The sequence below is a fragment of the Klebsiella sp. BIGb0132 genome (assembly GCF_024810075.1).
Classification (GTDB): domain Bacteria; phylum Pseudomonadota; class Gammaproteobacteria; order Enterobacterales; family Enterobacteriaceae; genus Klebsiella; species Klebsiella terrigena.
In genome coordinates this window covers 20188-34240 of the sequence record NZ_JANUDW010000018.1, presented here as the reverse complement: position 1 = coordinate 34240, position 14053 = coordinate 20188, and the positions used below count along the sequence as shown (strand labels likewise).

The following is a 14053-nucleotide window of genomic DNA, read 5'->3' as shown; positions in this document are numbered from 1 at the left end:
AACCCCTCAACTGTTCACCCTTTATCTTACTGTATTGCTTATATTTTTTCTTATGGTGAACAGTGGTGAATAGTTAATAGTAAAAAAACAAACGGTGAGTATGCTTTTCCTGAGACCTTTCTCTGGCAAGCCGGGTTTTGATGTCCTGTTTGTGCCAGAACTGCCACAACCGCAACAGGTCGTGTTGTTGTGTGTGCCCCGGCAGAATCACCTCAAGTTGAAACCACGAGGAAATCTGCCATGACCGACATCCCCTTTATCCCTGATTACCTGAAACCGGCGCTGGAGCGACTGACCGCCGCCAGAGCGGCCCATCTTGAACAGGCCCGCCTGATGGAGGACACCCTGACGGCCATCACCCGCGCAGAGGAGCAGAAAGCGGAGCTGGAGCAGGACAACGGCAGCGATACCCGCACATGGCGTGCTGCTTTCCGTGCCGGGGGCGCCATGCTGACCGATGAGCTGAAAAGCGGCCATATCGAACGCGTGGCCCGCCGGGAGCTGGCGCAGGAATGTGACAACCTGACCGAGGTGCTGGCCTTTGAACGTGACCTGCTGAAAGTCGCCTGCAACAGCACCGCAAAGGCATTCCGGCAGGCGCATCATGCCGTACTGTCTGAATACGCCAAGGAAGAGCTCGACCGCGCGCTGAACGACACCCTCGGACCACTGGTCCGGGCGATGGTGCTGAAAGCGGATGTGATGGCAAACCCGCTCGCCAACACCATTGGCCATCAGGGCTACATCGAGCCGGAGAAAGAGGTCATGCATCAGGTGGTGACCTTCCTGACCAGGAAAGTGAGCGACTTCTCCGTCACGCCAGCGGATGAGCCGGTGCTCTCCCTGACCGGCTTCCCGGCCGTCGCGCTTCCGCACATGGACCACGACGCCGCCAGCACACCTGGCCAGCTAAAAGTCTGGCAGGAGAAAATCCGTCAGCGCGAGGCTGACCTGAAAGCGCGGGGGCTGCTGCCATGATGCACTGTCCGTTCTGCAAAAAGTCGGCGCATGCCCGCACCTCCCGCTATCTGTCGGAGAACGTCAAACAGCGCTATCACCAGTGCACCAATATTGAGTGCTCGGCGACGTTCCGCACCACTGAAGCCATCGACGAGGTTATCCGGCCCCCGGCGGAGAAAGCGCCGCCTGTCGCGGAGCCGGTCACACCCCCGGCACCCCGTAAAGTGCAGGGCTGCTACAGCTCGCCATACCGTCATTAATCAGGGGAGAACTGACCATGACCACCCTCACGCTACAGCAGGCCTTTGAAGCCTGTCAGAAGAACGAAACCGGCTGGCTGAACCGTAAAGCCGAACTGGCGGCCGCAGAGCAGGAATATCAGGAACAGGTGCTGGCCGGGGATGACCGTATACCGGGCAGAATGCAGACACTGCGCGACATTATCGATGTCAAAAAATGGGAGATAAATCAGGCCGCCGGGCGCTATATCCGCTCCCATGAATCGGTACAGCGCATCAGTATCCGCAACCGGCTGAATGACTTTATGCAGGCGCACGGGACAGAGCTGGCTGACACGCTTGCCCCGGAGCTGATGGGACTCAGCCAGCAGCCCGCACTCCTGACCGGCCATGCGCTCGACCGTTCGGCGCATTACCTGCGCGAAGCGCTGTCCGTGTGGCTGAGTACCGGTGAAGAAATTCATTATTCGGCAGAAGACAGCGATATTTTAACGGCCATCGGATTCAGGCCTGACACGGCTTCGCGGGTCGATAATCAGGAAAAATACACCCCCGCACAGAGCCTGATTTATGCCCGCCGGCGCACGGAGCTGGCCAGTAAGTAGCTCCGCAAAAAATCCCCGAAAATACCGCTATTTTTTCCGAATTAAGCCATGCATCCACAGGGTGCATGGTTTTGCATGCGCTTTCCCGTCCCGTCACTCCCTTCGCAATCCTGTCCCGGCGCGGCCTGAGCCCCCCGCTGCACCTGCATGAAAACCGACCCATGAAGCGTGCAGGCGAGGCGGGGAAAGCACTGCGCGCCAGCGGTAAAGTATTTATTTAGTTATATTTAATTTGGCGGCCTGAGCGCGTCGCAGCGCTGCGCGGGTTCGCAGGAGTGTCGGTGGATGGTGCGGTGCTGTTCGAAAGCGTGACGAGCCTCTGAGGCTGTCAGGTGAATGGCAAGAAAATGCCGCCCGGAGGCGGCGGAAATAAGTCACTTTAGATGTTGAAGGCGTTACTTTTGAAGCTGCTCAGTTACTGTCATGAATTCAACTGATATATTCTGTCCTGTAACAGCTTGAAACCATACATATAGTGGCACGTAAACCAAGCCATGAAGCTAGCAGGCGTGGTGGGAAAGTATTGCGCTCTATGGGCTGTAATCCATTGAGCACATTTTCGCATTCATAAAGTATTTGCTAGCTCGTCATCTTGTATGATAAGCCCCTCACGATAAGCCGTCTCAAGCAAAGGACTTAATTTTTGAGTTTTCTCTGTGACAAATGCGACTTGATATTTGGCTCTAGTAATAGCAACGTATAACTTATTAAAAGATGAATAGTTAATAAAGTGAAGTGATTCGCCGTTATAACTTGATTGTTCAGGGAATTTATCTGAATCCGCTCCGATAATTATAACTGCAGAGAATTCTAAACCTCCAATGTATTCCATTCCGCCTATCACATAAGCATTTTCTTCACTTGCTGTTACAACAGCTAGACTATCCCCGCGCCTTTCTATGCTAATATGTTGCTTAGAGTGTAAAAGTGCATACTCCTTAATTTCTTTTAATACATTGTCTGTGCATGGGACTATTAGTATATCACTCCGAGGAATACCTGAGTTTTGGGAGATATGATCCGCAAGGGCGAAGGTTGTTCTATAAACTTCATTTGTATTTTGCTTACTAATGATATACGGAATATTGCATTTTTCTTCAATGAGTGACGTATGACCTGTCATCGATTCAGCCAGTGGATTTTCCAATTCTTGGAAAAGAGTGGCACCAGAAGCTAATACGCAACTGGCTAAGTTAATGATGTGCTCCGAAGAACGAAAGACGGCATTCAATCCGTGCTCATGAGCTAAAGTAGCATCTAGTTCTTTAGCTACATCTTCTTTGGTAATGGTTGTATCACCAGAGGCTTGACTACGATCCATAGTAAATACTATGTGGTTTGAGTTTGGCTTTAATAAATTATGGAATAAGCTTAATTCATTAATGTTAAATAAGTGGGTTTCATCAATATACATTATATCAAAGCCGCTGTTAATTCTTCTCCTTTTCCATATTGGAGTTGATGTTTCCTTGAGTGCGGATAATGTGATGTCATCACTGTCAAATGAATTAAGTGTTATTAATTTGTCTTGGTATCTGTTATATATTGAGAAGATTGTTTTATAATCATCCTCAATTTCAAGAGGAATGGCATTTTTGCTTCTAGATAGAGATGTATAAGTTTTAAGGTCATCTCCAGCTCTGCCCTTTATATAAGTTGAGATTTCCTCTTGTAGTAGTATAGATATTCCCCATGGATCATTGTTACCAAAGAATTTTTTTAATGCAGGCGATATGAAATTAATAGATCCTGCATAATCATATAATAAGAAGTCATCTAACGCTTCATTTATATATAAGAGTTGCAATTGTTTAGATTCAAATGCATCACTATCTAAATACTCAGTGGCCTCAATTCTATTTCCAAGGTTTTTTATGCACCATTCCTGCAAGGTAGTTACTTCAACGGATTGTTGCGTTTCTGAATCAATATATTCTGAACCACCATTTGAAGCGATGAGATTTTCGATATTTTTTTTTGTTGCAATGCTATGCGTTATAAAGATAGCTTTCAAATTACTTTCGGTTTTTTTTGCATTATTCAGTTGAACAACACACCTTAAAATTAAGCTTAGGGTTTTACCTGTTCCTGCCGCTCCTTTTAGAATATCTGGACCAAGGCTTTCACTATAAACAAATCTTTTCTGACTTTCAGTTAGATTTTTTGCCCAAAAATCCAGCCCCATGTGAGGGTTAGATAGATTATCATTATTGTCAATTTCATTGATGTTCAGGTATGAAGAAGAACTACTATCTTCTTTTGTTGGAGCTAAAAATTGTGAAGCAACATCAATCTCATTGACTCCATCTTTTGCCTTTCGGAAATTTGCAAGCTTTGGTGGATTGTTACTGGTTTCATATCCATCAAGAAAAATCAAAAAACTACTTTCGTTCCTTTTTTCTTGTCTTTCCTTATCTGGAGACTTGTCAAGTATAACTTTATAAGACTTGCCTGTAGTAAATGACAAAGGTAATAACGCAATTAAAGAGGAGCCATTGATTATTTTTTCACATGGGCTATGGCCAATTTTGTCCCACAGTTTGATTGCAAGTCTGCAAGATTTTTGAAGTATAGTGATGACTTCATTACTGCTTCTTTTGAAACCATTGAAAGTTGAGGTGTCAAAGATAAGCATATTTTTTTTATTGGGGTTTTTTGTTACTATGTAAATTCCAGCACCCGAAGATATCGCTTTGATATCAAGGCTAAAGTCAAACGGTATTTGTTCCTTTAATACATCAGCAAGTAGTTGTCCCTTATCGTAATCAGCTGATTGCAGAATTTTTTCAGCAACGATTTTACGTACTGCATTACTTTCAATTGCAATGAAGCTCATATTTATATACCCATTATTTTAGTTAATAATGAGAGATGATGATTATCTACACCAACTCTAACAAAGTTATTTGTGAAACGTTGCATCAATAATTCTATAAATGGAGATTTTAACTGACCAACAATGCTGCAGAATTTATTGGGGGTATTTAAGTTTAAGCCTGGGTATGTATCCCCATCATCAATTTCTATACCATCTGGAATTCTTTTTGCAGTTAAGATATTTAACTCATAGATCTCTCTTAAATTAACTATGACGGACTTATAACCAACAACTTCATCGATAAGGAAAAAGTCTGGGTTTTTATTTTCAATGATATCGCTCAGGATTTTTGATATATCATCACGAAAAAAAATTAATAATTTTTCATAAGTATAATTCTGTTCAATCGAATTGATTTTTTCTTTCAAAGATTCCAATCTGTCTAATTGCTTAGGTTTAAGTAGCTTTTTATCTGCAATTACATCATAAATTCGGCTGTAACCATATGTTTCAAGATTGTTTTTTGAAAACTTAGCTTCACTGAGCAAGCTTAAATATTGTGAATTTAAATTTTTATAAGTTTGCTTTTTTATGATAGAAAGGAGCTCTTTCTCTTTCCAAATTTCAAAGGGAATTGCTGGTATGAAATTATAAAATTTTACTTTATCTGCATTTGCGATATCACACCGGGCTGTGATAATTAAACCTAACGTCTCATCATTTGGATAAGAAGCACTATAAGCACAATTAAATATTGTGCCTTGCGTTAAGCATTTATCATCCGTAACATCTATCATGTCACGCAACATTCTATCTCCTTATTTTTAGTTGTTCCTCACAAAATTACCCCACCATTCCATCATAATCACACGTGTGTCAAGATAGATGGCGCGATTGTAAGCTCTTCTAACCTCATTTTTATCGGCATGAGCTAGAGAAACTTCAATTGCATCACTGCTGAATTCTGCCTCATTTAAAGCAGTGCTTGCAATACTTCTTAAACCATGAGCGACTAGTTTACCTCCGTATCCGATTCGTTTGAGTGCTGCGTTTGCTGTTTGGCTGTTCATAGGTTGCTTTGGATCATTTCTGCTCGGAAAAACATGTTCACGATGATTACTGATTGGCCTCATCACTTCCAGAATGTCTAATGCCTGTGGAGATAGAGGTACGATGTGCTCACGCTTAGCCTTCATCCGTTCGGCTGGAATAGTCCAGAGCTTGGCATCGAGATCGATCTCTGCCCAACGAGCACCAGAGGCCTCAGAAGGGCGCACAAGTGTAAGGAGTTGCCATTCAATGAGGCAGCGTGTTGGAACAGATAAATTAGACATAACCAGTGACCGCATCAATTTTGGCCACTCTTCTGGCCGCAGCGTCGGCATGTTTTGCTTTTTTGGTTTCTCAAAGGCCATGCCAACACCTGATGCAGGATTCGCATCTATCAGACCGGTGTTAACCGCATAAATCATTATCTCGTTAACACGTTGTACCAAACGACGCACAGTCTCAAGTGCACCACGAGCTTTAATTGGCTCTAGTGCTTCAACAATCGTTCTGGCCTTTATCTCCTGAACAGGTATCGAACCGATAGTGGGGAACACGTCTTTATCTAAAGAGCGCCAAATGTCTTTTGCATAATCTTCTGTGACGCTTCTGCTTTTAATCTGGAACCAGTTAGCAGCCACTGTTGAGAAAATGCTGTCTAACTCAATCTGGCGTTGTTCTGACGCTTGCTCCTGCTGCTGTTGTGGATCCATGCCTTGCGCGAGGGTGGTTAAGTGCTGGTCGCGTATCTGACGAGCTGCTGCGAGTGTAAGGGCAGGGTATGATCCGAGACTCAAATTTGTGCGGCTGCTGCTTCCCGGTCGCTGATAACGGAAGCGCCAGAGTTTTTTACCGGAGGTTTTGACGAGCAAGAACAGGCCATCACCATCATGCAGGGTGAAGTCTTTTTCGCGGGGTTTCGCTTTGAGGATTTCGTTGTTAGTGAGGGGGCGTGTAATGCGCGCCATGTCTGGATCCCTTCCATAATTGGTACACGTTTAATGGACCACAGTATAGCGTGTACCTAAACGTGTACCAATTTTCTCTGGATTTAGCCGGATGTCCTCGGACAATGACAGACACAAAAAAGCCCGCAGGTCTTGTGCCATGCGGGCTTTCTGTACTTCACCGGACGTATCCGGATCACGATTTGGTGGAGCTGGCGGGAGTTGAACCCGCGTCCGAAATTCCTACATCCTCGGCACTACATGCTTAGTCAGTCTTTACATTCGCCTGGCACCTGCGGACAGACACGCCACTACCAAACTAGCCTGATTAGTTTTAACGCTTCAACCCCAGGCAGGGTATTCACGCGATCTCTTTTGGATTTGACCTCTCTTTGATCCCCGTCTTAAGAGCGGAAGCTAGGGAGAGAGGGCTCAGAGCAGGTTATTAAGCTGCTAAAGCGTAGTTTTCGTCGTTTGCGACTATTTTTTTGCGGCTTTTTACGAGGCCAACCGCCCCTCGGCATGCACCTTGGGTTTCGCGAATCCCGTCGAATCCAGAATCAGCCCCAATGTGTTAGAACAAGTATAACAGATTTATGAACAGGCTTACCAGCCCCCGTTCGGTGGTTTATGGCGCCTGGTTGGGCAAAAAAGCAGCATCAACAACGATATAGCACAAGGGCCAGCTTAGCTGGCCCTTAGAGGAGGAGATTAGCGTCCGGCGTGTTTCATAATGCGCGCTTTATCTACCGCCCATTCGCGGTCTTTCAGATCGGTACGCTTGTCGTGCTGTTTCTTACCTTTTGCCACGCCGATTTTGACTTTGCACCAGGCGTTTTTCCAGTACAGCGACAGGGCAACGACGGTATAACCTTCCCGGTTAATACGGCCGTACAGCGCATCGAGCTCGCGCTGATTCAGCAGCAGCTTACGGGTGCGCGTCGGGTCACAGACGTAGTGGGTTGAAGCCACGGCCATTGGCGTAAAGTTGGCACCAAACAGATAGGCTTCGCCGTCCTTCAGGATCACGTAGCTATCGCCGATGTTGGCTTTGCCGGCGCGCAGAGATTTAACTTCCCACCCTTGCAGGGCAAGACCCGCCTCGTATTCATCTTCGATAAAGTATTCATGACGGGCGCGTTTATTCAGCGCAATGGTGGCTGATCCAGGTTTGTGTGATTTTTTCTTAGTCATAGTGTCCTGAAGTCATCGCTTATCTTATACATAGTTACCTCAATCCATCCTGCGAGGTGTAACGCGTTATCTTAGCATGAGTTGTGGCACAGCGTTTTTTTTAGCAGCAGATAAATGATATTATTTGCGCCGTGTTTAAATGTGGAACTTGCTATGCCTCAGATTAGCCGTACCGCGCTGGTGCCGTTCAGCGTGGAGCAGATGTATCAACTCGTAAACGATGTGAAGTCCTACCCTGATTTTTTGCCAGGCTGCACCGGTAGCCGCGTGCTGGAGTCCGGACCGACGCAGATGATGGCGGCGGTTGATGTGTCCAAGGCAGGCATCAGCAAGACTTTCACAACGCGAAATACGCTAACCAGCAACCAGAGCATCCTGATGAGCCTGGTCGATGGCCCGTTTAAATCGCTTATTGGCGGCTGGCGGTTTATTCCGCTGAGCCCGGAGGCGTGCAAAATCGAATTCCACCTTGATTTTGAGTTCACCAATAAGCTGATTGAAATGGCGTTTGGCCGCATCTTTAAAGAGCTGGCGCTCAACATGGTGCAGGCGTTTACCACCCGGGCGAAAGAGGTTTATCGTGTCGGCTAAAATCGTCGTTGAAGTCGTCTATGCCTTGCCGGAAAAGCAGTATCTGCAAAGCGTAAAGCTGGAGGAGGGGGCGACCGTCGAACAGGCGATTATTGCCAGCGGGCTTCTGGCGCTACGCGACGATATCGACCTTGCGAAAAACAAGGTGGGAATTTATAGCCGCCCGGCTAAGCTGCACGATGAGGTTCATGATGGCGACCGGGTGGAGATTTACCGGCCGCTGATTGCCGACCCGAAAGAGCTGCGGCGCCAGCGGGCAGAAAAAAAGAACGACGAGAAGTAGTGTCGGTTGGCATAAAAAAAGCGCTCAATGAGCGCTTTTTGCGTTTCCAGAGCGGTATGACTACCGCCGGGGTCTGCGCATCAGTCTTTGGTCAGAGCCGGTTTGTTATCAATGTTGGTTAACACACCGCTGCTGTTAAAGGTCAGAGTGAGGGTCTGCTGGGTAATTTTTTCATGCCCAGGCTGCTGACGGAAAACGTAGAACCAGGTGTTAGTGCCAAACGGATCCGACATCATTGGGGTACCCAGAGCATAAGCAACCTGCTGTTGCGTCATGCCGGCACGAATTTTTGCTACATCGTTAGGTGCCAGATAGTTACCCTGGTTGATGTCAGGACGGTAAACCACTCGTTCCAGAGTGGAACAGCCTGCGGTCAACATAAGAAGAACCGCTGTGGCAGCAGTCAGCGTTTTACAGCGCATAGTGATTTGATTCCTTTTCGGGCCCGAGCAGTACGTGGCTCATCTGTAATATGCCGATAATAATAGACCTTTGCCCAGTTGGAAACCTTCGACTGCAGGTCTTGCGGCAATTTGCTGTTCACTATGACTCTGCGGAAATCAAAAAGTTTACGCCGCGAGCAACTCTTTCGCGTTCGCCAGCGTGTTGCGCGTGACTTCGCTCCCGCCCAGCAGGCGAGCCAGCTCCTGCAGACGCGCGCGTTTATCCAGCGGATGCATGTGGGTTTCGGTCATCTCACCGTCGGTCTCTTTGCAGACGATAAAGTGATGGTGACCGCAGCCAGCCACCTGCGGCAGGTGAGTGACGCACATGACCTGAGTCGATTCTCCCAGCTGGCGCAGCAGCTTGCCGACCACGGCGGCCGTTGGGCCGCTGATGCCGACATCAACCTCATCGAAAATCAGCGCCGGCGTTTCCATCTTCCGCGCGGTAATGACCTGAATCGCCAGCGCAATACGGGATAGCTCGCCGCCGGAGGCCACTTTAGCAATAGGCTGCAGCGGCTGGCCGGGGTTGGTCGTCACGCGAAACTCGATGCGATCCGCGCCTTCGGCGGTCAGATGACGCTCATCAAAGGCGATATTGATAGCAAAGACCCCGTGAGGCATAGAAAGTGAGTGCATACTTTCAGTGATCAGCCGGGTCAGCTCATCGGCGCTGCGCTGACGCGCGGCGTGCAGCTGGCGGGCCGTTTCCAGCGCCAGCTGGCGATGTTCAACCACCGTCTGGCTGAGCGACTCCAGCGAGCCCGCGCTGTCGTCCAGCAGGCGCTGCTCTTCTAACAGCGCCTGATAGAACGCAGGCAGCTCTTCTGGCGTAATTTGATGCTTGCGCGCGAGGGATATCTGCCGCGAGATGCGCTGCTCCAGTTCGAACAGGCGGTTCGGGTCGAGATCCAGGCGGTCGTTGTAATGGCGCAGCTCGTCGGTTGCCTCGCTAAGCTGAATTGAGGCTTCTTCCAGCATATCCAGCACGCCCGAGAGCTTGCTGTCCATGCCGACCAGCTCGCCCACCAGCTGCTTAGCGGCGTAGAGCTGGCTCTGCAGGTTCGCCTCTTCGCCGTCCGCCATCACCGTCAGCGCATGCTGGCAGGTGCTTAGCAGCTGGCCGCTGTTGGCAAGGCGTTTGTACTCTTCGTCGATTTGTTCGAATTCACCCTGCTGAGGGCAGAACTCGTTCAGCTCTTTTAGCTGATACTGCAGCAGGTCGGCGCGGGCGGCGCGTTCCTGGCTCTGCTGCTGATGCTGCGCCAGCTCGCGGCAGCTCTGGTGCCACTGGCGATAATGCCCGGCCATGAGCTGAGTAAGCGCATACTCACCGGTATAACCATCGAGCAGCGTTTTTTGATGTTCTGGCCTGGTTAACAGCTGGTGCGCGTGCTGGCCGTGGATCTGGATAAGCAGCTGGCCGAGCTCGCGAAGCTGGGAGAGCGGAACGGCGGTACCGTTAATGAAGCCGCGCGAGCGGCCGTCGGTGCTGATGACGCGGCGAAGTAAACACTCACGTCCGCTTTCCAGCTGGTTCTCTTCCAGCCAGCGCTGCGCCGCGGGCGTATCTTTTAGCGCGAAGCGCGCGCACAGGTCTGCGCGGCTGGCGCCTCTTCGCACCATGTCTGCTTCCGCTCTGCCGCCAAGGCACAGGCCAAGCGCATCGATGGCTATCGATTTCCCCGCACCGGTTTCCCCGGTGATGGCGGTCATGCCGCTGTGGAAATCGATCTCCAGTTCACGAACGATAGCAAAATTACTGATGGTAAGTTGCGCCAACATAGCTGCCTTCCTGTATGAAAAACCATTACTGTGTTTTCGTACAGTATAGACTGGTTTTTTATCCAGTAAAGAGGCAGCTTATAAAATCAGAATAATTTTTTCGACCAGCCGAGCTTGGTGCTCAATGTGTTGAAATAGCTGTAATCTTTCGGGTGAATAAGATTCAGGTGGTAGTCGCAGCGGTGGATTAAGACATCTTCGCCGTCCTGAATCGGCAGGGCTATCTGGCTATCGCAGCTGATCTCAAGGTCGCTGCAGCGCTGGGAGAAGCGCAGGCGAATGGTGCTGTCGCCGTTAATAACCAGCGGACGGGCCGAGAGCGTATGCGGGAACATCGGCACCAGGGTGATGGCATCGAGCGAAGGCGTCAGAATAGGGCCACCGGCGGAGAGCGAATAGGCGGTGGATCCCGTCGGGGTGGAGATAATCAGGCCGTCGGAGCGCTGGGAGAAGGCAAAGACCTCGTCGATATAGACCTCGAACTCAATCATATGCGCGACCTTGCCCGGATGCAGAACCACTTCATTAATCGCCGTGCTAATGCGCTTCTGGCAATCCTGCTGGCAGACCTGGGCCTCCAGCAGAAAGCGTTTTTCGGCGATATAGTGGCCTTCAAGCACGTCGGCAAGCTGCTGCAGCGCGTTATCCGGGTCGAGGTCGGTCAGGAAACCAAGATTGCCGCGGTTAATGCCGATCACCTGAATATCGTACCGCGCCAGGGTGCGCGCGGCGCCGAGCATGTTGCCATCGCCGCCAACGACGACCGCCAGATCCGCCTGTTGGCCAATTTCCGCCAGCGTTCCCGTTTTGACGTTGCTAAGCTGTAGCTCATGGGCGATCTGTTGTTCAACCAGAACTTCATAGCCTTTGCTGCACAGCCAGCGCCAGAGCATTTCATGTGTGGTCAGCGCGGTCGGGTGACGAGGGTGCCCCACAATGCCTATACACTTGAAATGGTTCTTCATGTTCTGGATGTCCTTGCGTTAAATGAATGATGACAATCTGACTGCTTCCCTTGAAACCCGGAAACTGATCCCCATAATAAGCGAAGTTAGCGAGATGAATGCGAAAAAAACGCGGAGAAATTCATGAGTAGTAAAGAACAGAAAACGCCTGACGGGCAAGCCCCGGAAGAAATTATCACGGAACAGCACGACAACGTTGAGGCGGTTGAGCCTGAGGTTTCTGCTGACCAGGTGGATCCGCGCGATGAAAAAATTGCGAATCTGGAAGCGCAGTTGGTTGAAGCCCAGACTCGTGAACGCGAAGGTGTCCTGCGCGTAAAAGCGGAAATGGAAAACCTGCGTCGTCGCACTGAGCTTGACGTGGAAAAGGCGCATAAATTCGCCCTGGAGAAGTTCGTTAACGAACTGCTGCCGGTGATCGATAGCCTGGACCGCGCGCTGGAAGTGGCCGATAAAGCTAATCCGGACATGGCTTCTATGGTTGAAGGTATTGAGCTGACGCTGAAGTCGATGCTGGACGTTGTGCATAAATTCGGCGTGGAAGTGATTGCCGAGACCAACGTGCCGCTGGATCCTAACGTCCACCAGGCCATCGCGATGGTTGAGTCTGAAGACGTGGCGGCAGGCAACGTGCTGGGCGTGATGCAAAAAGGCTACACCCTGAACGGTCGTACTATTCGCGCAGCGATGGTGACCGTGGCGAAGGCGAAGTAATTCGCTGTAAAACGGCCGCCTGCGGGTGGCCGTTTTTTTATGCTTTATTTCCCTGCGCTAGCGCCGGTTTGCGGCAAAAAAAACGGCGAACCGAGGTTCACCGCTTCACTGCGTTAATGCCCGATTATTCCGCCGCGCTTTCACGAAGCGGCTTCACCGGCATCACCTTCACCTGCTTAATCATATTGTCCTGAACGTCGAGAATATCGATGTCGTACTGCTCGATGCGTACGCGCGTGCCGGGAACGGGGATCTCTTCCAGCGCTTCGAGAATAATGCCGTTAATCGTTCGGGCTTCGTCTTCCGGCAGGTGCCAGTTAAACGCCTTATTGATTTCACGAACGTTGGCGCTGCCGTCAATAATCACCGAGCCGTCGTTGAGCGGGGTCACTTCCTCCGCCAGGGTGGGTGACATCGAGGTCGTAAAGTCGCCGACAATCTCTTCCAGAATATCTTCAACGGTCACCAGACCCTGGATATCGCCATACTCATCGACCACCAGCCCCACCTTCTTCTTATTGCGCTGAAACTTCACCAGCTGCGTGCTCAGCGGCGTGCCTTCCGGTACGAAGTAAATCTCGTCCGCAGCGCGGAGCATCACCTCTTTGGTGAACTCCTTTTTCTCGGTCATCAGGCGGTAGGCTTCCCTGACGCGCAGCATGCTGATGGCGTCATCCAGCGAACCGCGGTAGAGCACAATGCGGCCGTGCGGCGAGTGGGTGAGCTGGCGGACGATAGACTTCCAGTCATCGTTAATATCGATACCGATAATCTCGTTACGCGGAACCATAATGTCGTCCACGCTGACCTTTTCGAGGTCCAGCACCGACAGCAGCATGTCCTGATTACGGCGGGAGATCTGCGTGCGCGATTCATTCACGATGGTGCGCAGCTCGTCTTTGCTCAGCGCCCCGCTGATAATGATATCGGTCTTGATGCCCATCATCCGCATCAGAAGGCGGGTGATGGTGTTCAGCAACCACACCAGCGGCATCATCAGTATCTGCAGCGGCGCCAGCAGGAAGCTGCTCGGATAGGCGACTTTCTCCGGATACAGCGCGGCGATAGTCTTGGGCAGGACCTCGGCAAACACCAGCACCACGAAGGTCAGAATCCCGGTGGCAATCGCGACGCCGGCATCGCCGTACAGGCGCATACCCACGATAGTCCCCAGCGCAGAGGCGAGGATATTAACCAGGTTGTTGCCGATCAGCACCAGGCTGATTAAGCGATCGGGTTTGCGCAGCAGCTTTTCGACGCGCTTCGCCTGCCGGTTGCCCTGTTTCGCCATATGACGCAGGCGGTAGCGGTTCAGCGTCATCATGCCGGTCTCAGAACCGGAGAAATAGGCTGAGATGATCACCATGATAATCAACGTCACGATTAGCGTGGTGGTAGAGATGTGTTCCAGGAGGGACTCCTTAAAGCCTGTCCCACCGGACGATTACCAGCCCGATCC

The 14053-nt window shown here is 50.2% G+C and carries 14 protein-coding genes and 1 other RNA gene; 6 read left to right on the top strand and 9 right to left on the bottom strand.

The window, feature by feature from the left end:
- Positions 1 to 240: 240 nt before the first annotated feature.
- Genes M2416_RS26165 through M2416_RS26155 form a run of 3 tightly spaced genes read left to right on the top strand, consistent with a single transcriptional unit; the run spans position 241 to position 1804 of the window.
- Positions 241 to 978 (top strand): glycoprotein 3, encoded by a 738-nt coding sequence (locus M2416_RS26165; protein WP_259227547.1) that lies wholly within the window; start codon positions 241 to 243, stop codon positions 976 to 978.
- Positions 975 to 1220: an ogr/Delta-like zinc finger family protein gene (locus M2416_RS26160; RefSeq protein WP_004185270.1), complete on the top strand. Its 246-nt coding sequence runs from the start codon at positions 975 to 977 to the stop codon at positions 1218 to 1220. The genes M2416_RS26165 and M2416_RS26160 overlap by 4 nt, the downstream gene beginning before the upstream one ends.
- Before the next feature lie 17 nt (positions 1221 to 1237).
- Positions 1238 to 1804 (top strand): phage polarity suppression protein, encoded by a 567-nt coding sequence (locus M2416_RS26155; protein ID WP_259227546.1) that lies wholly within the window; start codon positions 1238 to 1240, stop codon positions 1802 to 1804.
- Between the two features lie 565 nt (positions 1805 to 2369).
- On the opposite strand, the gene M2416_RS26150 is transcribed toward M2416_RS26155, so the two are convergent.
- From M2416_RS26150 to smpB, 5 genes are all read right to left on the bottom strand, one after another.
- Positions 2370 to 4640: a UvrD-helicase domain-containing protein gene (locus M2416_RS26150; protein ID WP_259227545.1), complete on the bottom strand. Its 2271-nt coding sequence runs from the start codon at positions 4638 to 4640 to the stop codon at positions 2370 to 2372.
- Between the two features lie 2 nt (positions 4641 to 4642).
- On the bottom strand, positions 4643 to 5431 hold the full coding sequence (locus tag M2416_RS26145; RefSeq protein ID WP_259227544.1) for a hypothetical protein: 789 nt from the start codon (positions 5429 to 5431) through the stop codon (positions 4643 to 4645).
- Between the two features lie 15 nt (positions 5432 to 5446).
- On the bottom strand, positions 5447 to 6637 hold the full coding sequence (locus M2416_RS26140; protein WP_259227543.1) for an integrase domain-containing protein: 1191 nt from the start codon (positions 6635 to 6637) through the stop codon (positions 5447 to 5449).
- Positions 6638 to 6820: 183 nt separating this feature from the next.
- Positions 6821 to 7184, bottom strand: a transfer-messenger RNA (tmRNA) gene (ssrA, locus tag M2416_RS26135).
- Positions 7185 to 7327: 143 nt separating this feature from the next.
- On the bottom strand, positions 7328 to 7810 hold the full coding sequence (gene smpB / locus M2416_RS26130) for an SsrA-binding protein SmpB (RefSeq protein ID WP_041146801.1): 483 nt from the start codon (positions 7808 to 7810) through the stop codon (positions 7328 to 7330).
- Positions 7811 to 7963: 153 nt separating this feature from the next.
- On the opposite strand from smpB, the gene M2416_RS26125 reads away from it, so the two are divergent.
- Positions 7964 to 8401 (top strand): type II toxin-antitoxin system RatA family toxin, encoded by a 438-nt coding sequence (locus M2416_RS26125; RefSeq protein WP_041146800.1) that lies wholly within the window; start codon positions 7964 to 7966, stop codon positions 8399 to 8401.
- On the top strand, positions 8391 to 8684 hold the full coding sequence (locus M2416_RS26120) for an RnfH family protein (RefSeq protein WP_259227542.1): 294 nt from the start codon (positions 8391 to 8393) through the stop codon (positions 8682 to 8684). Before M2416_RS26125 ends, M2416_RS26120 begins: the two co-directional genes overlap by 11 nt.
- Before the next feature lie 80 nt (positions 8685 to 8764).
- On the opposite strand, the gene bamE is transcribed toward M2416_RS26120, so the two are convergent.
- From bamE to nadK, 3 genes are all read right to left on the bottom strand, one after another.
- The gene (gene bamE / locus M2416_RS26115) at positions 8765 to 9106 is read right to left on the bottom strand and encodes an outer membrane protein assembly factor BamE (RefSeq protein WP_259227541.1); all 342 of its coding nucleotides are present in this window, start codon (positions 9104 to 9106) and stop codon (positions 8765 to 8767) included.
- A gap of 147 nt (positions 9107 to 9253) precedes the next feature.
- Positions 9254 to 10915, bottom strand: a complete 1662-nt coding sequence (gene recN / locus M2416_RS26110) for a DNA repair protein RecN (protein WP_259227540.1) — start codon at positions 10913 to 10915, stop codon at positions 9254 to 9256.
- Positions 10916 to 11001: 86 nt separating this feature from the next.
- A complete protein-coding gene (nadK, locus tag M2416_RS26105) occupies positions 11002 to 11880 on the bottom strand; it encodes an NAD(+) kinase (RefSeq protein ID WP_041146796.1) in 879 nt (292 codons plus the stop codon).
- A gap of 123 nt (positions 11881 to 12003) precedes the next feature.
- On the opposite strand from nadK, the gene grpE reads away from it, so the two are divergent.
- Positions 12004 to 12594, top strand: coding sequence for a nucleotide exchange factor GrpE (grpE, locus tag M2416_RS26100; protein WP_076948147.1), 591 nt, complete (start codon positions 12004 to 12006; stop codon positions 12592 to 12594).
- A 124-nt stretch (positions 12595 to 12718) separates the two neighbouring features.
- On the opposite strand, the gene M2416_RS26095 is transcribed toward grpE, so the two are convergent.
- Entirely contained in the window at positions 12719 to 14005 is a 1287-nt protein-coding gene (locus tag M2416_RS26095) for an HlyC/CorC family transporter (RefSeq protein WP_041146794.1), read from the bottom strand.
- Positions 14006 to 14053 lie beyond the last annotated feature (48 nt).

Coding starts and splice junctions, on each gene's coding strand:
- M2416_RS26165 (WP_259227547.1), top strand. CDS start 241: ATGACCGACATCCCCTTTATCCCTGATTACCTGAAACCGGCGCTGGAG.
- M2416_RS26160 (WP_004185270.1), top strand. CDS start 975: ATGATGCACTGTCCGTTCTGCAAAAAGTCGGCGCATGCCCGCACCTCC.
- M2416_RS26155 (WP_259227546.1), top strand. CDS start 1,238: ATGACCACCCTCACGCTACAGCAGGCCTTTGAAGCCTGTCAGAAGAAC.
- M2416_RS26150 (WP_259227545.1), bottom strand. CDS start 4,640: ATGAGCTTCATTGCAATTGAAAGTAATGCAGTACGTAAAATCGTTGCT.
- M2416_RS26145 (WP_259227544.1), bottom strand. CDS start 5,431: ATGTTGCGTGACATGATAGATGTTACGGATGATAAATGCTTAACGCAA.
- M2416_RS26140 (WP_259227543.1), bottom strand. CDS start 6,637: ATGGCGCGCATTACACGCCCCCTCACTAACAACGAAATCCTCAAAGCG.
- smpB (WP_041146801.1), bottom strand. CDS start 7,810: ATGACTAAGAAAAAATCACACAAACCTGGATCAGCCACCATTGCGCTG.
- M2416_RS26125 (WP_041146800.1), top strand. CDS start 7,964: ATGCCTCAGATTAGCCGTACCGCGCTGGTGCCGTTCAGCGTGGAGCAG.
- bamE (WP_259227541.1), bottom strand. CDS start 9,106: ATGCGCTGTAAAACGCTGACTGCTGCCACAGCGGTTCTTCTTATGTTG.
- recN (WP_259227540.1), bottom strand. CDS start 10,915: ATGTTGGCGCAACTTACCATCAGTAATTTTGCTATCGTTCGTGAACTG.
- nadK (WP_041146796.1), bottom strand. CDS start 11,880: ATGAAGAACCATTTCAAGTGTATAGGCATTGTGGGGCACCCTCGTCAC.
- grpE (WP_076948147.1), top strand. CDS start 12,004: ATGAGTAGTAAAGAACAGAAAACGCCTGACGGGCAAGCCCCGGAAGAA.